Source organism: Rhizorhapis suberifaciens, assembly GCF_014200045.1.
Classification (GTDB): domain Bacteria; phylum Pseudomonadota; class Alphaproteobacteria; order Sphingomonadales; family Sphingomonadaceae; genus Rhizorhapis; species Rhizorhapis suberifaciens.
This window is the reverse complement of the sequence record NZ_JACHOV010000008.1, coordinates 150098-169856: the sequence shown is the minus strand read 5'-3', so window position 1 is coordinate 169856 and position 19759 is coordinate 150098. Positions and strand designations below refer to the sequence as shown.

Here is a 19759-nt window from a genome sequence, read left to right as displayed (position 1 = left end):
CGTCCTTTCAGTACCCCGGCGAAGGCCGGAGCCCAGTTGCTACGCCAGAGACAAAAACAAATCGTCCCTACCGGGATTCTCCGCCTCGATCTCGCAAATTTTCGGTGCCCGGCGCCATTCCTTCATATGCATTTCCACCTAATTATCTGGACGATTGGGCAGAGCTGGACGCGCCTTGCGCCGGGATATATATCAGGCGAGTGAACCGTCGATATTCTTACAAGCGACCAACAGTTCCTTCACCGCATCGATCGACACGTCCAGATTTGCCTTGGCCTCTTCGCTGAGCTTGATCTCGATGATCTTCTCCACGCCGCCCGCGCCGATCACCACCGGTACGCCGACATAGAGGCCGTCGACGCCGTACTGGCCATCGACATAGGCCGCGCAGGGCAGGACGCGCTTCTTGTCCTTGAGATAGGCTTCGGCCATCGCAATGCCGCTGGTCGCGGGCGCGTAAAAGGCAGAGCCGGTCTTGAGCAGGCCAACGATTTCGCCGCCGCCCGAACGGGTGCGCTGCACGATCGCGTCGATGCGCTCCTGCGTTGAAAAGCCCATTTCGATCAGGTCGGGAATGGGGATGCCCGAAACCGTCGAATATTCGATGACCGGAACCATCGTGTCGCCGTGGCCGCCGAGCACGAACGAAGTAACGTCTTTCACCGAGACATTGAACTCTTCGGCAAGGAAATGGCTGAAACGCGCACTATCCAGCACGCCCGCCATGCCGACGACCATGTGGTGCGGTAGGCCGGAAAACTCGCGCAGCGCCCACACCATCGCGTCAAGCGGATTGGTGATGCAGATGACAAAAGCGTTGGGAGCGTTGTTCTTGATGCCCTCGCCAACCGCCTTCATGACCTTCAGGTTGATCCCCAGCAGATCGTCGCGGCTCATGCCCGGCTTGCGAGCAACGCCGGCAGTGACGATGATCACGTCCGCGCCCGCTATGTCGGCATAATCATTTGAGCCGGTGATTTTCGAATCGAAGCCCTCGACCGGACCGCACTGCGCCAGATCAAGCGCCTTGCCCTGCGGCACGCCCTCGACCACGTCGAAGAGGACGACGTCGCCCAGTTCCTTCGATGCAGCGAGATGCGCCAGCGTCCCACCGATATTGCCGGCACCAATGAGCGCAATCTTCTTACGGGCCATGATATCAACTCCCAAAGGGCCGGCAAACGACCGGCAGAGAAAAAGCCCCGCCCGCTTAGGGATAAATTATAAAGAGTTCAACCGCTCAAAAGCGCCTGAAGCCGATTATCTTTGCAACTCATTCGCAAGCGCAATAATCTTCAAAAAGATATCAAGGGAAGTTTGTATAAGGTCAAACAAAAACGCCCCGCTGGTGGGCGGGGCGTTCATGATTTTTACGGGGCGAAGCCTTAGACTCGCATCGGCATCAGCACATAAAGCGCCGCGCTCTTGTCATTTTCGCGCAACAATGTGGGCGCTGCGGCGTCCGCCAAGTGAAGCTCGACCAGATCGCCCTGCATCTGCTGCAATATGTCCAGCAGATAACGGGCGTTGAAGCCAATCTCAAACGCTTCGCTGCTATAGTCGCCCGGCACTTCTTCGGCCGCGGTGCCGTTTTCAGGGCTGGTAACGGAAAGAGTGATCTTGTCACGGTCCAAAGCCATCTTCACGGCGCGGGTCTTTTCCGTGGCAATCGTGGCGACGCGGTCAACGCCTTCCTCAAAGCTGCGTGGGTCGATCCGGAGCAGCTTGTCATTGCCGGTCGGGATGACGCGGCTGTAATCGGGGAAAGTACCGTCGATCAGTTTGCTGGTCAGAATCGCACTGCCCAGGCCAAAGCGGATCTTGCTGGCGCTCAAGTCGACCAGCACACTGCCGTCCACTTCGTCGAGCAGCTTGCGCAGCTCACCGATGCATTTGCGCGGCACGATGATGTCCGGCATCCCTTCCGCACCATCCGGCCGGGGAACGGTTACCCGGGCGAGGCGATGACCGTCAGTCGCAGCAGCCTTCAGCACCGGTTGGGCTTCATCCGACACGTGCAAGAAGATGCCGTTCAGATAATAACGCGTCTCTTCAGTCGAAATGGCAAAGCGCGTCTTGTCGATGATCTGGATGAGGGTAGAGGCGGGCAGCTCGAAACTGACCGGCAGATCACCCTCGGCAATCACGGGAAAATCGTCGCGGGGCAAAGTTTGCAGGCTAAACCGGGCGCGGCCTGCATTGACCTGCATTTTGCCCTCCGCCGCCGACAATGACACCTGGCTTCCCTCGGGCAGCTTGCGGACAATGTCGAACAAGGTATGCGCGGAAACCGTGGTTGCGCCAGGGGTCTCCACCTGGGCTTGAACGGTGTCAACAATCTGGAGGTCGAGATCCGTCGCCATCAGTTTGATCGCGCCGTCGGAGGTGGCCTCGATCAAAACATTGGACAGGATGGGAATGGTATTGCGCCGTTCCACCACCGATTGCACGTGGCTAAGGCTTTTGAGCAAAGTCGCCCGTTCTATTGTCGCCTTCATTCCCTGTTCCGCTTCTATTCTGACCCTGCCAAGGAATGGTGGGCCGCTGTGGTGAAAGGATTCTTTCCTTCATTACCAGCTATGATGAGCGGAGCAAGGAGGGACGAGACGCTTTTGTAGTGCCAATGCTTGCAAAGCCGCTATAATTGCGCTTGGTGGCGCGGAGATGAAGCGCGCGTTCCTTTTTTTCCTGGCGGCAATGACTCTGGTGACTCCGGCGCATGCTCGGGAATCATTGGGCGTGTTCGGAAGCTGGGGGGCGTTCCGGGATCCTGGTCCACCCCGCTGCTATGCCATTGCCGAGCCGGAAAGGCGGGCGAGCAATGGCCGCTGGCGCGCCTTTGCGTCCGTGGGCTATTGGCCAAGGAAGGGCGTTCGCGGCCAAGTGCATTTTCGCTTGAGCCGGGAACGGGACCTGAAGTCTCCAGTCATGCTGGCCATTGGAGTTCGCCGCTTTGACCTGATCGCGGGCAGCGCGGACGCATGGGCGCCGAACAAGCGCGTGGACGCCGCGATCATCGCCGCTATCCGGATGGGTGCCAGCATGAGTGTACGGGGGGCAGGCAAAAATGGTTCCCGTTTCGTTGATCTCTACGGCCTGCGCGGGGCGGCGACGGCCATTGATGCGGCGGCTTTGGCGTGTGCGAGATTGTAGCATCATCGCCACTCCGCCGGCACAGCCTGAAGCCGTCCTCTGATAGTCCGGCTTCGACGAGGAAACTGAGCCACTTCCTCGCCGCTGGCTTTTTCGCGCCTTTGCACCTATATGCGCGCCATGCAGATTCCCGGCCATATAGACCCCGTGCCAGTGCCGCGCGAAGTAACCCCGCGTGATGATGGCCGCATTGATCTTCTTGGTCTGAACAAAGTCCAGATCCGTTCCGTGCTGGAGGAGGCTGGCCTCGACGCCAAGCAGGCGAAGCTGCGGTCCAAGCAATTGTTTCACTGGCTTTATCATCGCGGCGAAACCGATTTCGAACGGATGACCGACCTCGCCAAGCCTATGCGCGGCTGGATGGCGGAGCGCTTCGTCGTTGGCCGGCCAGAGGTGGTGGAGGCGCAGGTCTCCTCTGACGGCACCCGCAAATGGCTGCTCCGTTCGGACGACGGCCAGGATTATGAAATGGTGTTCATCCCGGATGCCGACCGCGGCACGTTGTGCGTTTCCAGCCAGGTGGGCTGCACATTGAATTGCCGCTTTTGCCACACTGGCACCATGCGGCTCGTGCGGAATCTCACTCCAGGGGAGATCGTGGGGCAGGTAATGTTGGCCCGCGACGCACTGGGCGAATGGCCTCGGGGGAACATGGCCGCCGCTAATGACGCGGGCGATGACGAAGATGACGATGCGCCGCAATATACCACAGATGGACGGATGCTCACCAATATCGTCATGATGGGCATGGGTGAGCCGCTTTATAATTTCGATAATGTCCGGGACGCATTGAAGGTCGTGATGGACGGCGACGGATTGTCGCTCAGCAAGCGACGCATTACGCTTTCTACCTCCGGGGTCGTGCCGATGATGGCGCGCGCGGGAGAAGAGATCGGCGTGAACCTTGCCGTGTCGCTACACGCGGTGACCAAAGATGTCCGGGATGAAATCGTACCGATCAACCGCAAATATGGCATTGAGGAACTGTTGGAAGCCTGCGCCGCCTATCCGGGCGCAAACAATGCCCGGCGCATCACCTTTGAATATGTGATGCTGAAAGACAAGAATGACAGCGATGAGGATGCGCGGGAACTTGTCCGCCTGATCCGCAAATACCGCCTGCCGGCCAAGGTCAACCTGATCCCTTTCAACCCCTGGCCCGGTGCATCTTACGAATGTTCCAGTCATGAGCGGATCAAGCGCTTTTCCGACATCATCTTTGAAGCGGGTATATCCGCGCCCGTTCGGACTCCCCGCGGGCGCGATATCATGGCCGCCTGCGGGCAGTTGAAATCGGCTTCCGAGAAGAAGAGTCGGGCGGAGCTTGACCGGCTGGCGGAAGAAAAGCTGGCCGCGTTAGGTTAAAAGCGTCCGTCTCACAAAAATCAATCGGCAAGGAACTCCGCCAATATCCGAGTGACCGCTTCGGGCGCTTCCACCGGCAACATATGGCCTGCGCCTTCCACGACTTTCAGGTGACCCTGCGGCGCTGCCTGGGCTATGGCTTCATGCTGGGTCACCGGAGCCCATTCGTCCTCGCTGCCGGTTACGGCCAGGACAGGGCAGGTGAGAGAGGCAAAAAGATTCGTTCTGTCAGGGCGGGTCAAGAGCGCTTGCTGCTGAAGCGCAAAGGTCTCAGGGGTGCAGCGCTCCAGCATTTCTGTAATGCCATGCACCAACCCTTGGTTGCGCCGGTTCGCCGCCCCAATCATCGGCGGCAGCCAGTCCCGCGCTACCGCCGCCATGCCCTCCTGCCGGGCGGTCTCGACCAGCTTCATCCGTCCTTCCCTCTCATGTTCGCTCGGGCCGTGAGCGCCGCTGTCCAGAAGCACGAGCTTCGCGATCCGCTCCGGCGCCAGTGCCGCGACCTCCAATGCCACGCGTCCGCCCATGGAATGACCGACCACAGCCAATGGGCCGACGGTGCCGCTCACGATCCGTTCGGCCATTTGCTGCAGCGTGCCGCAGCCATCCGTCCGCGCGATCATGAGGGGCGCAATCCGGCTCAGCGCCCCGATCTGGTGGCGCCAGACCCAGCCGTCGTTCATCAGCCCTGGTATAAGGACAATTTGCATGCTTTCGGTTCTCCCTGATCTACCCATCGCTATAGCAGAATCGCGCCCGGCGCTATCCTGCCTATTTGACCTGCGCCCAGCACCCGCTAAAGCGCGATCATGACTAACGAACTGCCAAAGACCTTCGATCCCGCCGCCATGGAGGCGCGTTGGTATGCCCATTGGGAGAGCAACGGACTCTTCCGGCCCGAAAGGCCCCACGCCCAACCCTTCACCATCGTGAATCCGCCGCCCAATGTGACGGGGTCGCTTCATGTCGGCCATGCGCTGGACAATACTTTGCAGGACATTGTGATCCGTTATGAGCGGCTGCGCGGCAAGGATGCGCTTTGGGTGGTGGGCACCGACCATGCGGGCATTGCGACGCAGATGGTCGTCGAACGGCAAATGGCGCAGCAGCAGCAAAAGCGCACCGATTTCACGCGCGAAGAATTCGTCGCAAAGGTCTGGGAATGGAAGGAGGAGAGCGGCGGCCAGATCACCGGCCAGCTTCGCCGCCTTGGCGCGTCCATGGATTGGGCCAATGAGCGCTTTACCATGGATGAGGGCTTTTCGAAGGCCGTGACCAAGGTCTTCGTTGATCTGTATAACCGTGGCCTGCTGTACCGCGACAAGCGTCTCGTCAATTGGGACCCGCGTTTCAAAACCGCGATTTCCGATCTGGAGGTCGAGACCAAGGAAGTGCAGGGCAAGTTCTGGCACTTCAAATATCCGCTGGAGGACGGGTCCGGACACATCTCTGTCGCCACCACCAGGCCCGAGACGATGCTCGCCGACATGGCTGTCGCGGTGAACCCGGAGGATGAGCGGTATAAGGCACTCATCGGAAAGAGGGTGCGTCTGCCCATTACCGGCCGCCTTGTTCCGATTGTCGGTGACGAACATGCTGACCCGGAACTGGGTTCCGGCGCGGTCAAGATCACGCCGGGACATGATTTCAATGACTTTGAGGTCGGCAAGCGGGCAGGGATCAAGGCCGCCGACATGCTCAACATGCTGGATGCCGATGCGAAGGTGATTCAGACGTCGGACGGCCTTATTCCAGGCGAGCTACTAAGCCTCGGCCGGTTCGAAGCGCGGACGATGGTCGTCGCCATGATCGAACAGGCGGGGTTGCTTGAACAGATCGAAGATCGCGTGATCCAGACGCCATTCGGCGACCGTTCCGGCGTTGTGATCGAACCATGGCTGACCGATCAATGGTATGTGGATGCAGAAACGCTAGCCAAACCGGCGATAGAGGCGGTGAAGACCGGCAAGATCGAGATCATCCCCAAGACGTGGGAAAAGACCTATTTCAACTGGATGGAGAATATCCAGCCCTGGTGCGTGTCCCGCCAGCTTTGGTGGGGGCACCAGATCCCGGCATGGTACGATGCTGACGGGGATGTCTATGTCGCTGAGCATCAGGGGGAGGCCCAGGCGCAGGCCGGCAACAAGTCCCTTAGCCGCGATCCGGACGTCCTCGACACCTGGTTCTCCTCTGCCCTCTGGCCCTTTGGCACCCTTGGCTGGCCCGATGCGACTCAAAAGCCCCTTCCCTTCAGGGGAGGGGTTGGGGTGGGGCCTGTGTCCCACGACGGCACCGCACAAATGACAGCCCCCACCCCCGGCTCCTCCCCTGAAGGGGAGGGGGGGCTGTTGCAGCGCCATTACCCCAATGACCTTCTGATTTCCGGTTTCGACATCCTCTTCTTCTGGGATGCGCGGATGATTATGCAAGGCATCGAATTTATGAAGGAAGTGCCGTTCCGCCGGCTCTATCTCCATGGCCTTGTCCGCGCGGCCGATGGCCAGAAAATGTCCAAGTCCAAGGGCAATGTCGTCGACCCGCTGGGCCTGATCGACCAATATGGCGCCGATGCCCTCCGCTTCTTCATGGCGGCGATGGAAAGCCAGGGCCGCGATGTGAAGATGGACGAAAACCGTGTCCAGGGTTATCGCAACTTTGCGACGAAGCTATGGAATGCGGCGCGTTTCTGCCAAGCCAACGGCATCGGTGCGAGCGGCACGCTGCGTGCGCCCGATGCGGCTCTGCCCGTCAACCGCTGGATCATTGCAGAGACGGTGGCGACGGTTCAGGCGCTTGATCTCGCCATGGCGGAGTTGCGCTTCGATGCGGCCGCGAACGCAATCTATCATTTCGTCTGGGATCGCTTCTGCGACTGGTATCTGGAACTGATCAAAGGCCAGATGGATGATGAGACGAAGGCCGTCGCCGGCTGGGTGCTGGACCAGATCCTGGTTATGCTGCATCCGTTCATGCCCTTCGTCACCGAAGAATTGTGGCATGCTCTTGGGGAACGCGACAACGAGATCATCATCGCCCATTGGCCGCAGCCTGACGCTCATGCGCTGGACCGGTCGGCCAGTGAAGAAATCGATTGGCTGATCCGGCTCGTCTCCGGCATCCGCACGGCGCGAGCCGAACTGAATGTACCTCCAGGAGCCAGGATGGCGGTTCATGTCCGTGACGCATCGGCGGTAACAGTCGAACGTCTTGAACGACAGGCCAGCGTTCTGGCGCGGTTGGCGCGTGTGGAGAAACTGTCCTTCGATCCGGCTGCCGAAGGCGGAGCGGCGCAAGTAGTTGTCGATGAGGCGACTTATGTTCTGCCGCTCGAAGGCGTCATCGATCTTGGCGCGGAAAGGACTCGGCTCGTCAAGGGGTTGGAAGCCGCGGTAAAGGAACGCGATGCGCTTGCCAAGCGTCTCGAAAATCCCGCCTTTGTCGAACGCGCCAAGCCGGAGGCTGTTGCGAAGGCCCGTGAGGATTTTGCCGACAAGTCCGCTGAAGCGGAGCGCCTGCAGGCGGCGCTGCAACGGTTAGGGTAGGCGCTGATTTAAGGAAGTTGGGCTCCTGCCTGCACAGGAGCCCAAACCAATCGATCGGCTCAACCCTTGATGGATACCACTGTTGCGGGCCGCTTCGCCGGCATGGCATCCTCGCGGTAGAGGCTTTCCATCGGCTCGTCGGTGACTTCATGAAGCTCGCCCGAACCAAAGCCGTTGAATGCCGTACGCATGGCGCAGCCATAGGCGCCGAGCATGCCGATCTCGATATAGTCGCCGGCCTTGATGTCCGCAGGCAGCAGAAAGGGTCCTGCCATATGGTCCATGTCGTCGCAGGTCGGCCCATAGAAGCTGAATGCTTCCATGTCCGCTTCGCTCTCTTCCTCACGCAGCAGCTTGACTGGAAACCGCCAGCCGACATGAGCGGCATCGAACAGCGCTCCATACGCGCCGTCATTGATGTAAAGCTCTTCATCCCGGCGACGCTCCACGCGCACGATCAGGCTGCTATATTCGGCGCTCAGCGCCCGGCCGGGTTCGCACCATAGTTCAGCGGAATAGCTGATCGGCAGGCTTTCGAAGGCGCGGTCGATGGCGTCGAAATAAAGCTCCAGCGCGGGAGGCTCCATTCCTGGATATACGGACGGAAATCCGCCGCCCACGTCAATGACGTCGACGGTGACCGACGCGCCGACGATGGCCGCCCGGACCCGCTCCATCGCCTGGGTATAAGCGTGCGGCGTCATGGCCTGGCTGCCGACGTGGAAGCAGATGCCGAGTGCATCCGCCGCCTGACGCGTAGCCATCAGCAATTCCTTGGCCTCGCTCGGTTCGATCCCGAATTTGGATGCCAGGCTCAACTTCGAATAGTCCGATGAAACGCGCATGCGAACGCAGAGGTACAGGTCCGACGCGTTGTCCGTGGCGCGCATGATCTTTGCGAGCTCGTCCATCGTATCCAGCGAGAACACACGCACGCCATGCTGATGATATGCCTCGGCGATCGCCTCTTCAGGCTTCACGGGATGCATGAAGCACAGGACGGCCTCTGGCAGGACGCGAGCAACCAGCCGTACCTCCGCGATCGAGGCCACGTCATAATGCGTGATCCCGCCTTCCCAAAGCGTCGTCAGAAGCTCTGGCGAGGGATTGGCCTTGACTGCATAGAGCGACTTGCCCGGAAACTTCTCAACGAAGAATCGTGCGGCCCGGCGTGCAGCCTGTGGACGAATGAGCGTTACCGGATCGACCGGTTTGAGGGCAGTAGCTATCCCCAGCGCGCTATGATGCTTGTACAACTCAAGGGACCTCCAGTGTATTTCGGCGACTTAACAAGCTGCCTTGCGGTGGAAGTCCCATGGGGCAGCAGGGGCGCGATATATAAACTGGGGGTCCCCATGTAAAGACTTTGGGGGAAAGAATCTTTGCGCGGGTTTCCGGTGATAACCGGGCGTGCCGCTTTGCGTGTCCGGCGGGTCGGAAAGTGCACTTCCTTGCTATGATAGCCGATTTCGGAAGTCGTCATAATCGAACGTCCGCACCTCGCGGAGCGAGTCGGCTTCGCTGTTCCACAGATAGATTGAGGGCAGGGGCACGCCGTTGAAGGTGTTGGTCTTCACCATCGAATAGTGCGCCTGATCCAGGAAGGCGATTCGCTGTCCCACATGCACGGCTTGGGGCAGATGATAATCGCCGATCACGTCTCCGGCGAGGCAGGAGGGGCCACCAAGCCGAATCAACGGCCCATCGTTCGGTTCAGCCAGCATCGCCGGGCGATATGGCGCCTCAATGACGTCAGGCATGTGACAAGTGGCGCTGATGTCGGTGATAGCGACCGGCATGCCGTTGTCGATGACATCCAGAATTTCGCCGACCAATATGCCGGCATCCAGCGCGACCGCTTCGCCCGGTTCAAGATAGAGTTCGAGGCCGGTCGTTTCGCGAACCCCTTTAAGAAAGGCAATAAGGCTATCACGCTGATAGTCGGCGCGTGTGATGTGATGTCCGCCGCCGAAATTCAGCCATTTGAGCTGTGGCAGGTGCGGACGGACCAACGGTTCAATTGCCGCCCAAGTGCGCTCCAGCGGTAGGAAATCCTGCTCGCAGAGCGTATGAAAGTGTAATCCGGAAACGCCCTCCAGGTCAGCGGCCTTGAGTTGGCTGAGCGGATGACCCAGGCGGCTATGCCGCTGGCAGGGGTCATATTTTTCGACTTCGCCCTCCGCATGTTCGGGATTGATGCGAAGTCCGACATCGAATTGCCTGCCTTGGCGGCGCGCATCTTCGATCAGCGGACGGAAGCGCGCGATCTGCGCTGGGCTGTTGAAGATGATATGGTCGGAAAGCGCCAATATCTGGCGTAGGTCATCTGCCTTGTATCCGGCGCAATAGGTTGCAAGTTCGCCACCATAATGATCCCGGCCGAGGCGTGCTTCATAGATTCCCGACGCGCAGACTCCATCCAGATATTCGGCGACCACGCTGCCCAGCGACCACATGGAAAAGGCTTTGAGCGCGGCCAGCATCCTGATGCCTGATTGGTCCCGCACTTCTTTCAGGATGGCAAGGTTTCGCCTTATCGCGGCCTCGTCCACCACAAAGCTGGGGGAGGGAACGCGACCGAGGTCGAAATGCGCAAAGGCTCCGGGATCGCCGGCTCTGGTTTCCATGGCATTCATTCCAAAATAGGCATCATCCCCCGGGAAGGCGGGTATCCATCTCCGGTTGCCGAGCCAAGTGGATGGGTCAGCAGATGGGTTCCCGCTTCCCCGGGGACGACGATAGAAAAATCAAAATTCGAGCGGGCCCGCTAATTCCTTTACCTGCCAGGGCAGACCGTGCTTGTTCAGCATGTCCATGAAGGGGTCGGGATCGAATTGTTCAATGTTGAAGACCCCTTCGCCCTTCCACGAGCCGGTCAGCATCATTGCCGCGCCGATCATCGCGGGCACGCCGGTCGTGTAGCTTACCGCCTGGTTGCCGGTTTCTTCAAATGCGTCCTCATGGTCGCAAATATTGTAGATATAGAAGGTCTTCTGCGCGCCGTCCTTTTCGCCTGTGGCAATGTCGCCGATATTGGTCTTGCCATGTGTGGTGGGGCCAAGGCTGGCGGGCTCCGGCAGCACGGCTTTCAGGAACTGCAGCGGAATGATCTCGCGTCCTTCGTAGATCACGGGATCGATCCGCGTCATGCCCACATTCTGAAGCACTTCGAGATGCTTGAGATAAGCATCGCCGAAGGTCATCCAGAAACGGATACGCTTGATCTCCGGCAGGTGCGTTTTGAGGGATTCGATCTCCTCATGATACATGAGGTACATGTTCTTCGGCCCCACCTGGTCGAAGTCGAAGCTCTGCTTATGGGACAGCGGCGGGGTCTCCACCCACTGCCCATTTTCCCAGTGGCGAGCGACCGCCGTCACCTCCCGGATATTGATCTCCGGATTGAAGTTTGTCGCGAAATGCTGGCCATGATCCCCGCCATTGCAATCAAGAATGTCGAGCGTGTCGATCCGGTCCAAATGGTGCTTCTTGAGATAGGTGGCAAAAACGCTCGTTACGCCTGGATCAAAGCCGGATCCGAGCAACGCCATCAGCCCTGCCTCTTTGAACCGGTCGTGTAGCGCCCACTGCCATTTATATTCGAACTTGGCCTCATCACGCGGTTCGTAATTGGCGGTGTCGAGATAATTGACCCCGGTTTTCAGGCACGCTTCCATGATGGAAAGGTCCTGATAGGGAAGGGCAAGGTTCACCACCAACGCAGGCTTCACCTTTTCGATCAGCGCCGCCGTGGCCTCAACATCGTCGGCATCGACCTCGGCCGTCTTCACGATGATGCCCGTGCGCGCCCTCACGGATTCTGCGATGGCGTCGCATTTTGCGATCCGCCGACTGGCGAGCGTGATGTCGCTGAAGATGTCGGGGTTCATGGCCATTTTGTGGACAGCCACGGAACCTACACCGCCCGCGCCAATGACAAGTACCTTGCTCAATTCATGCTCCCATGGTGGAAAAAGCTAGTTCGAATGAGCCCATATAGGGGCCGCGCATGACAGAGCAAAGTCACGGCGTTACGAAAAACGTAAGGGCTCCTTGAGTGTTATGCCGCTTGCCCGCCCTTGCGAGTCATGGCTAATAGGCTCCGGAATAAAGATTATGGGGGATAGAATGGCCAGTAGCGCGGCGGTGGCGGGACAGGAGCCCAGCCAAAAGGACATTAAACTCGTTATCGGCGCATCCTCGCTTGGCACCGTTTTCGAATGGTATGACTTCTTTATCTACGGAACTCTGGCTCCCATCATCGGTCGTGTTTTCTTCCCCACAGGCAATGTGACGCTGGAGCTTCTGCTTTCCCTCGCCGGGTTCGCGATCGGTTTCGGCTTTCGTCCGCTGGGAGCCGTATTGTTCGGCTATTTGGGTGATAAGCTCGGCCGCAAATATACCTTCCTTGTCACCATCACTTTGATGGGCCTTGGCACTGCGGCAATAGGTTTCGTTCCCTCCGAAGCCGCTATTGGCATGGCGGCGCCTGTCATCATCATCCTGCTCCGGATCGTCCAGGGCTTGGCGCTGGGCGGTGAATATGGCGGCGCCGCCATATATGTCAGCGAACATGCGCCTGATGAAAAGCGCGGCTTTTTCACCAGCTTCATCCAGGCGAGCGTCGCGGGTGGCTTCATTCTTTCCATCCTCATAGTGCTGGGCACCAAGTCGGTGATCAGCGACGGCGCCTGGAATGACTGGGGCTGGCGCATTCCCTTCGTCTTTTCGCTGCTGCTGCTCGCCGTGTCGCTCTACATGCGCCTGAAACTCAGCGAGAGCCCTGTCTTCAAGGCGATGAAGGAGGCGGGGGAGACCTCTGCCAATCCGCTGAAGGAAAGTTTTACCTATCCCGGAAACAAGCGGCGGATCCTGGTGGCGCTCTTTGGCCTGGCGGCCGGCCTCACCGTTATATGGTATACCGCCATGTATGGGGTCTTGTTCTTTTTGACTGGGCCGCAGCGGATGGAAAGTTGGATAGCCGAGACGGTCGTTGGCGTCGGTGCTATGGCAGGACTTTTCTGGTTCGTTTTCTTTGGCTGGCTGTCGGATCGGATCGGGCGGAAAAAGCCGATAGTCCTTGGCTATGCAGCAACCCTGGTGCTGCTATTCCCGCTGTTCCACCTGATGGGCAACGCCGCCAATCCAGGCCTTGCCGAGGCCGCGCGCCGCGCGCCAGTGGTGGTGACGGGGAGCGACTGCAGCTATAGTCCTTTTGCCAAGGAACAGGATACCGAGTGCGGCAAGGCATTGGATATGCTTTCAAAGCGCGGGGTTGCCTATAAAACGGTCGAGACGCCAAATGCGGACCGGACGCAGATCCGGATCGGTAGCGCATTGGTATCGGAAAATACCGCTGAGGCGCTGGAGCCCGCGCTGGCCGATGCGGGCTATAATCTGGAAAAGGTCCGCCCCTCTGGCCAAAGCATTGCGCTTATCATTGTAGCCATTCTGGTCCTTAGCGCATTGTCCGGAGCGACTTACGGACCGATGGCGGCGCTGCTTTCGGAGCTTTTTCCTCCCAGGATCCGCTATAGCTCCATGTCAATTCCCTATCATATCGGCACTGGCTATTTTGGCGGATTCCTGCCGCTGGTCAGCCAGTATATCGTTGCGAAGACGGGCGATCCCTATGCCGGGCTTTGGTATACTTTCGCCGTGGTCCTGATGGCGCTGCTTGTTACCATCTTCGGACTGAAGGAAACACGCTGGCAAAGTCTCGACGCGGCGTGAAGGGCGCGCTATCGCTCCGGCGATGACTTTGCCTCCTTCGCCCCTTCGCCTCCGTCTCGACAAGCAAGCGCTCGTCTCCAACTGGCGCTGGCTGAAGGCGCAAAGCGGCATTGCCGCTTGCGGCGCGGCGATCAAGGCTAATGGCTACGGTACAGACGCCGCGGGAGTTCTTCGCCATCTGGCGGAGGAAGGGTGCCGGGACTTCTTTGTTGCCACCTGGGCCGAGGCGCTGGCGCTTTTGCCGCTTCCGGATGGAATATCGCTTTCGGTCCTGCATGGCGTGCGGGCTGAAGACATGGCGGCTGCGTATCAGGCGGGAGTACGGCCGGTGCTAAATAGCGTGGAGCAGGTTCGGCGCTGGAAGGATGGCAGTGGCGGGTTCTGTGACGTCATGGTCGATACTGGTATGAACCGGCTCGGCATCAGCCTGGATGAGGCGAGATCGCAACTGCTGGATGGCCTCAAGATCAATATCTTCATGAGCCATCTTGCCTGCGCCGATGAGGATCATCCACTCAACGCGGTTCAGCTGGAACGTTTTTCGTCATTGCGGGCGGAGGTATCCGCCAAGCGCTATAGCCTGGCAAACAGCGCGGGCATTTGCCATGGGCAGGCCTATGCATTCGATCTGACGCGCCCTGGCCTGGCGCTCTATGGCGGCATCCCCCGGCCCGAAGCGCGCCCTCATATTCGGCAAATCGCCTTTCCCGAGGCGCAAATTCTCCAGCGCAAGATTGTGCGTGCGGGGGAGAGCATCGGATATAATGCCACACGAACAGCCGAACTCGATATGGAAGTCGCGGTCCTGAATGTCGGCTATGCCGACGGCTATCTGCGTGGCTTTTCCAGCAAGGGCCATGTGCTGACCTCCGGGGGGGCTGTTCTCCCGGTTGTTGGCCGTGTTTCAATGGACCTTCTGATCGTGGATGCATCGGACGCGCCGGAGCTAAAGGAAGGCGATTGGCTTGGCCTGGATTATCGCCTGGAGAACGCCTCCGCGATCTCCGGCCTTTCTCAATATGAACTTCTATCCGGCCTGGGTGATCGTTTCGAGCGTTACTGGAAATAACCCGTCGGAGTGCATTTACGGCTCGCGCATTCGCCTCAGCGCTAGAAAGTCGAACCACGCCACATCCACGGACCGCCGAACATTAAAACTAGGCAGGTACGCAGGATATAAGGGCCGCAACTGCCCGGGTAGAGCCTCGGGGCCCGGCCCGCGCATGATGCTGGAAATGATGCGGTTCTGGAAATGCCGGACACTGTAATTGATCATCCGGCGGTACTGCATCCGCCAAGTCCGCAGGTTTAAGACGTTCACTGGCTCGCAGTAGAAGCCGGCTCCGTCGGCTGGCACAACCCGTTCCCGATCCCAGTGCGCCTCATCCTGCAAGTCCGTCGCCGCAAGCGCCGCTATGAGGCCATCATCGCCGATCAGGTCGTCAGGCAGCCTGATCTTCTTGTCCCGCATCCGCCGCAGAAAGTCGCCTCGTACAGCATAGAGATCGCCGAACAGCCCGCGCTCGCTCCGCAATATCTCCTGATAGGTAAGGTGTTTGCGCCCGTTCATTGGCATTCCGCTGGATGCGTTGGCGCCTGGATAGCGCGTCAGCGCCTCCGCCAAGGCTTCAAGAGAACCAGGAGCAATCTCGGCGTCTCCATCCATGAAGATCATGACGTCATGACTTCCATTCCAGATGTCGAAGACGAAGCGGTTCCATGTCCGCGATTTACCGCCCGGATGGAGTTCGTGAACCTGTACGTTGGTCCGTTCCGCCGCGATTTGATGCGCTATCGAGGCGGTGCGGTCGGTGGACCCGTTCACCAAAATGTGAAATTCGGTCAGGCTTTGGTCAAGTGGCAGGCTGGCAAGGCATGTGCCGATCCGGTGCTCCTCATTATGCGCGAATATGGCCGTGCACAGCCGCATACCGCCGGTCAGATCCAGCCTTCCAGCACCTGATCAGGAGGACGGTGTCCGTCCGCCCACACCCGAATGTTGGCGATCACCTTATCGCCCGACGCCGCGCGGCCTTCGAATGTGGCAGAGCCCATGTGCGGCAGCAACACGACATTGTTGAGCGCCAGCAATCTGGGGCTGACCTCCGGTTCATGGCTGTACACGTCCAGGCCTGCGCCAGCGATCTGCCCATCCTCCAGCGCTTCAATAAGCGCGATTTCGTCAACGATTTCCCCACGGGACGTATTGATGACATAGGCGCTGGGTTTCATCGACGCGATCCGGCGGGCATCGACCATTTCGTGTGTTTCGGCGTTGTGCGGGCAGTGAATGGAGATGATGTCCGACGTTTGCAGCATGGCGTCAAGTTCAGGCACATAGGTGGCCTGTAACTCCTGCTCAACGCTGAGCGGCAACCGCCTGCGATTATTGTAGAATATGGAAAGCCCAAAAGCGCGGGCGCGGCGGGCGACTGCCTGGCCAATGCGGCCCATGCCGATGATGCCCAGTGTCTTTCCGCCAATCCGGTGTCCCAGCATGCCTGAAGGGCTCCATCCGGCCCATCGGCCGCTGCGCACCAGCTTTTCCCCCTCCGCCAACCGACGCGGCACCGACAGGATCAGGGCCATCGTCATGTCGGCGGTGTCTTCTGTCAAAACGCCGGGCGTGTTGGTGACCAGAATGTTTCGCGCACGGGCGGCCTTCAGATCGATATGATCCACCCCATTGCCGAAATTGGCGATGAGTTGCAGCCGGTCGCCGGCCTCTTCGATCAGGTCGCCATCGATATGGTCCGTAACCGTCGGTACCAGGACGTCGCAATTGCGCATGGAATTGAGCAGCGCGCCCCGGCTCATGGGTTCGTCGTTCGGACTGAAGCTGATGTCAAACAACTCCCGCATCCGGGCTTCCGTGCCGGGCGGTAGCCTGCGGGTGACGATGACCTTGGGATTGGTGGGACGGGGTCGTTTCGACATGATCTGGGGCTATCCGTTAGTCGACCGGAAGGTCAAGCAACAATGAGTCCTTCGTGGGAAATGAAGATAGCAATTAATGGCGTCTTGAAGCAGGTGCGGCGAACTGGCACAGGCAGAAAATGAGATCGTGGGTGGAAGAAGCATGATGACATTTCGGCTACGCGCTGTTTTCCTTGGCATTTCCGCCGGGGTCATGCTCATGGGCACGCCAGCGGCGGGACAGATGAAGAAACCGCCCTATTGGGCCTCGATTTCCAAGACAGAGGCGCGGATGCGGACCGGTCCCAGCGACGATTATCCGGCAAACTGGATCTATCGCCGCCGCGATCTGCCGGTGAAGGTTGTAGAAATCTACTCGCATTGGCGCAAGGTTGAGGATCCCGACGGCACACAGGGGTGGATGCATGTGAGGCTGCTGAGTGATCAACCGACCGCCATTGTTCAGGGCGGTGTGCAGCCTCTCAGGCAAGCCCCTGAAAGCGGCGCGACGGTCATCTATCGCGCGGAGCCGGGAGTGGTCGGCCGAATATCGGACTGTGAGGATGGCTGGTGTCTAATCGACATTCAGGGCCGCAAGGGATTCATTGAAAAAGCCCATCTATGGGGTGCGGCGGAATAGAGCGCTGCGCCTTAAACGATGATCATCTTAAACTGTCTGATCATCATTTGAGGCGCGATGCTCTAGCCGATCTCCTTCCGCAGGTCGGCGATCAGCTCCTTTACCAGCGAAAGGCGACTCTCCTCCTCATCCAATATCGCATGAAAGGCCTTTCGCTTGTACGCCGCCGCAGCGCCTGGCGGCAGGTGAACGCCGGCAGGCAGGCTGGAAAGCATGATGTCGATCAACCGGTCCGCGCCGTGGAGCCTGCCCCAAAGATAGTCATTTTCTCGATAAGCCCTGCTAAAAAATGCTCCGAAGCTGTTGAATTCTATTCCTTTCAAGGTCGCTTCCGCACCTCCCGCTCTTATGGCGGTGGCATCGTCAGGAGCGATCCGATCCACCTTTACGGGATCATATTCGTCCAGGCCTTCCCCCTGCAGCAGAGGAAGCGTGGCAATGTCGTAAAAGGGGAAACCGAGATAGGCGAGCAGCATCGCTCTCCTCTCCTCCTTGGGCAGCGCCCACAAGGCTTCGGAGAGCATGTGCTCGGCCCGCGAGTCCATTTCTTTCAGGTTGCGCTGTTCAGACAAGAGGTCGATGGCGGCCTGCGGTGCATCTGGTAGCACGGCAGCCGCGGCCACCATGGCTTCGTTGTAGAAATCGGCGGTCTCTCGTTCCAGATAGAGGGCAAGCGCCGCGTAAATGGCGTCATGAAAGCCAGTGATCGCGTCCTGAGGCGCGCTGCTTTGGATTTCGAGCGTCTCGGCAAGTCTTCGCGCCATGAAACGAAGGCGGCGAATGCGGAAGCCCAGGTCGTGATTGCGGAAGAACAGGACGACGGAATCCGACGCTCCGCCATTTGCCTTCTCGCCGATTCGGTCAAGGCCCCGTTCGCGCAGCACTTTCCATAGGCATGAGCGGAACAGTTCCCTTTGCGAAGGACTTCCGTCACCTCCCAGCCGAAACAACAGCGCCGCCATGTCCTCGGCGATACCCGACAGTTTCAAATGGCCATAAGCGGGATAGGCGTAGCCCGCCTGCCGTGCCGCCTGTTCCTGAGCCTTTCCACGCCAGGCCGCGAGCCGTGCCGGCGTCGGTCGGTCCAGAAAGAAGGTGCCGCCGAATAGGGCCTCCACACTTTCCTCGATTTTCGGACGCAAGGCCTCGGTGATGCGGCGCATGCGGCGGATGCGTTTTGAACGGTTTTCAATGGCTTCCAGACTGTCCCGGATGGGCTGCTCCCGGGGAATGTCAGACAATGCGCCGAAGATTGTGCGAAAAAAGCCCGGCAGGTTCTGCTCGCCGTCCTCGTCATCCCCTTCACGGCGGCGGCTCCAGCGAATGCTGCGGACGCCCGGTTTTGGATCGATATAGACAAAGCGCCGGTCAACCTCGCGCCTGGCAGGCCGATTCTTTAGCGCTTCAATGGCCTGAGCGAAGGGGGCGTTGGCGAGCACCGAGCCATCGATCAGCACGGCTTCATCAGCCGCTCCGATGGCCGATTGACGGGGAAGAATGCGTTTTAGAAATGCATCGCGCCCAGGCCAGGCCCGTTCGCGCTTCTTCAAAACGCGATCGAGCTCGCGAACAGTGAATGGAGGAAAGGCACCGGGAAAGCTGGCGGTGGCCCGGGCGGCGAAAACAAGATCCGCAGCGTCGCCCAGACGGCGCTCCTCGCCCCGGACGTGAAATCCAATCGTTAATCTGTGTTCTGTTTCAACCACTTCTGATGGATTGTTGAGGCGAAGTCTCTCCGGATGACCGTCAAAGTCCGTCACGGTCACGAACAGATCGAGCGGATGGCCAGAAGGCAGTAGCGGCTGCCCGGCGTCGCTGGCCGCCATTGCATCCAGCGCGTCGAGCAGCAGATTGACGAACCCTTCCCCTCCGAACGGCGGCGCAAACCATCTCGCACGTATGAAGTTCGATAATTTGTGCCGAACCTCCTCTCGCGCCTCCGCCGCAACGGTTTGCTCGACCGTGTCATTCGGTCGCCGCGCCGCCATCCACACCAGCGGCGTGGCCCAGAATTTGGTCATCCTGCTCATCGGCCGCGCACCGGGGTCCAGCAACAGGTCCACGTCCGCATTTTGCAGCCACATCTCAGTCAGTGGATCGAGTGATTGGCCAGCTTCTATGGCTTGCGCCAGGAAAATCCCATTTATGCCTCCCGCGCTCGCCCCCGCAATGATGTCGGTCAGCACCCGCAGCTTGAGGTCGGCGTGATGCGCAATATCTTCCAATATCCGAAGATAAACTTCCTGACTGCCGCCGGATGGTTCCGATCCGTCGTGATAATCGCGACTGGCGCGGGTGAGGCGCCAAATCTCTTTGGTGATGCCGTGCATGTAAATGGCGAGGCTGATGCCGCCATAGCATACCAGCGCCAGCCTCAGTTCCTTCTCCCTCATGTAGAAGAAATGGC

15 protein-coding genes are annotated in these 19759 nt (G+C 59.3%); 6 read left to right on the top strand and 9 right to left on the bottom strand.

The window, feature by feature from the left end; translation table 11 throughout:
- Positions 1–192: 192 nt before the first annotated feature.
- Positions 193–1155, bottom strand: a complete 963-nt coding sequence (mdh, locus tag HNQ99_RS11505; RefSeq protein WP_184475795.1) for a malate dehydrogenase — start codon at positions 1153–1155, stop codon at positions 193–195.
- A gap of 230 nt (positions 1156–1385) precedes the next feature.
- Positions 1386–2498 (bottom strand): DNA polymerase III subunit beta, encoded by a 1113-nt coding sequence (gene dnaN, locus HNQ99_RS11500; RefSeq protein ID WP_184475794.1) that lies wholly within the window; start codon positions 2496–2498, stop codon positions 1386–1388.
- 166 nt (positions 2499–2664) lie between these two features.
- Here dnaN and HNQ99_RS11495 point away from each other — a divergent pair, with 166 nt between their 5' ends.
- Positions 2665–3153, top strand: a complete 489-nt coding sequence (locus tag HNQ99_RS11495; RefSeq protein ID WP_184475793.1) for a hypothetical protein — start codon at positions 2665–2667, stop codon at positions 3151–3153.
- Positions 3154–3264: 111 nt separating this feature from the next.
- Positions 3265–4518 carry a 23S rRNA (adenine(2503)-C(2))-methyltransferase RlmN gene (rlmN, locus tag HNQ99_RS11490; RefSeq protein ID WP_184475792.1) on the top strand — a complete coding sequence of 418 codons (1254 nt, stop codon included), beginning with the start codon at positions 3265–3267 and terminating at the stop codon, positions 4516–4518.
- A gap of 20 nt (positions 4519–4538) precedes the next feature.
- Here rlmN and HNQ99_RS11485 read toward each other — a convergent pair whose 3' ends face one another.
- On the bottom strand, positions 4539–5228 hold the full coding sequence (locus tag HNQ99_RS11485) for an alpha/beta fold hydrolase (protein WP_184475791.1): 690 nt from the start codon (positions 5226–5228) through the stop codon (positions 4539–4541).
- Between the two features lie 99 nt (positions 5229–5327).
- Here HNQ99_RS11485 and HNQ99_RS11480 point away from each other — a divergent pair, with 99 nt between their 5' ends.
- Complete coding sequence (locus tag HNQ99_RS11480) at positions 5328–8063, top strand: valine--tRNA ligase (RefSeq protein WP_184475790.1); 2736 nt, start codon at positions 5328–5330, stop codon at positions 8061–8063.
- A 59-nt stretch (positions 8064–8122) separates the two neighbouring features.
- Here the strand turns inward: HNQ99_RS11480 and HNQ99_RS11475 are convergent, their stop codons facing one another.
- The 3 genes from HNQ99_RS11475 to HNQ99_RS11465 all read right to left on the bottom strand — a co-directional run bounded on the left by HNQ99_RS11475 (position 8123) and on the right by HNQ99_RS11465 (position 12016).
- On the bottom strand, positions 8123–9319 hold the full coding sequence (locus tag HNQ99_RS11475) for a type III PLP-dependent enzyme (protein WP_184475789.1): 1197 nt from the start codon (positions 9317–9319) through the stop codon (positions 8123–8125).
- A gap of 198 nt (positions 9320–9517) precedes the next feature.
- The gene (locus HNQ99_RS11470) at positions 9518–10690 is read right to left on the bottom strand and encodes a carboxynorspermidine decarboxylase (protein ID WP_184475788.1); all 1173 of its coding nucleotides are present in this window, start codon (positions 10688–10690) and stop codon (positions 9518–9520) included.
- Positions 10691–10810: 120 nt separating this feature from the next.
- The gene (locus HNQ99_RS11465) at positions 10811–12016 is read right to left on the bottom strand and encodes a saccharopine dehydrogenase family protein (protein ID WP_184475787.1); all 1206 of its coding nucleotides are present in this window, start codon (positions 12014–12016) and stop codon (positions 10811–10813) included.
- A gap of 175 nt (positions 12017–12191) precedes the next feature.
- Here HNQ99_RS11465 and HNQ99_RS11460 point away from each other — a divergent pair, with 175 nt between their 5' ends.
- The gene (locus tag HNQ99_RS11460) at positions 12192–13796 is read left to right on the top strand and encodes an MFS transporter (RefSeq protein WP_184475786.1); all 1605 of its coding nucleotides are present in this window, start codon (positions 12192–12194) and stop codon (positions 13794–13796) included.
- A 22-nt stretch (positions 13797–13818) separates the two neighbouring features.
- Complete coding sequence (alr, locus tag HNQ99_RS11455) at positions 13819–14865, top strand: alanine racemase (protein WP_184475785.1); 1047 nt, start codon at positions 13819–13821, stop codon at positions 14863–14865.
- A gap of 15 nt (positions 14866–14880) precedes the next feature.
- Here alr and HNQ99_RS11450 read toward each other — a convergent pair whose 3' ends face one another.
- Positions 14881–15726: a glycosyltransferase family 2 protein gene (locus HNQ99_RS11450; protein ID WP_184475784.1), complete on the bottom strand. Its 846-nt coding sequence runs from the start codon at positions 15724–15726 to the stop codon at positions 14881–14883.
- 8 nt (positions 15727–15734) lie between these two features.
- Positions 15735–16733, bottom strand: coding sequence for a 2-hydroxyacid dehydrogenase (locus HNQ99_RS11445; protein WP_184475783.1), 999 nt, complete (start codon positions 16731–16733; stop codon positions 15735–15737).
- 142 nt (positions 16734–16875) lie between these two features.
- Here HNQ99_RS11445 and HNQ99_RS11440 point away from each other — a divergent pair, with 142 nt between their 5' ends.
- The gene (locus HNQ99_RS11440) at positions 16876–17352 is read left to right on the top strand and encodes an SH3 domain-containing protein (protein WP_322790363.1); all 477 of its coding nucleotides are present in this window, start codon (positions 16876–16878) and stop codon (positions 17350–17352) included.
- A gap of 62 nt (positions 17353–17414) precedes the next feature.
- Here the strand turns inward: HNQ99_RS11440 and HNQ99_RS11435 are convergent, their stop codons facing one another.
- Positions 17415–19745: a patatin-like protein gene (locus tag HNQ99_RS11435; RefSeq protein ID WP_184475782.1), complete on the bottom strand. Its 2331-nt coding sequence runs from the start codon at positions 19743–19745 to the stop codon at positions 17415–17417.
- Between the last annotated feature and the right edge of the window lie 14 nt (positions 19746–19759).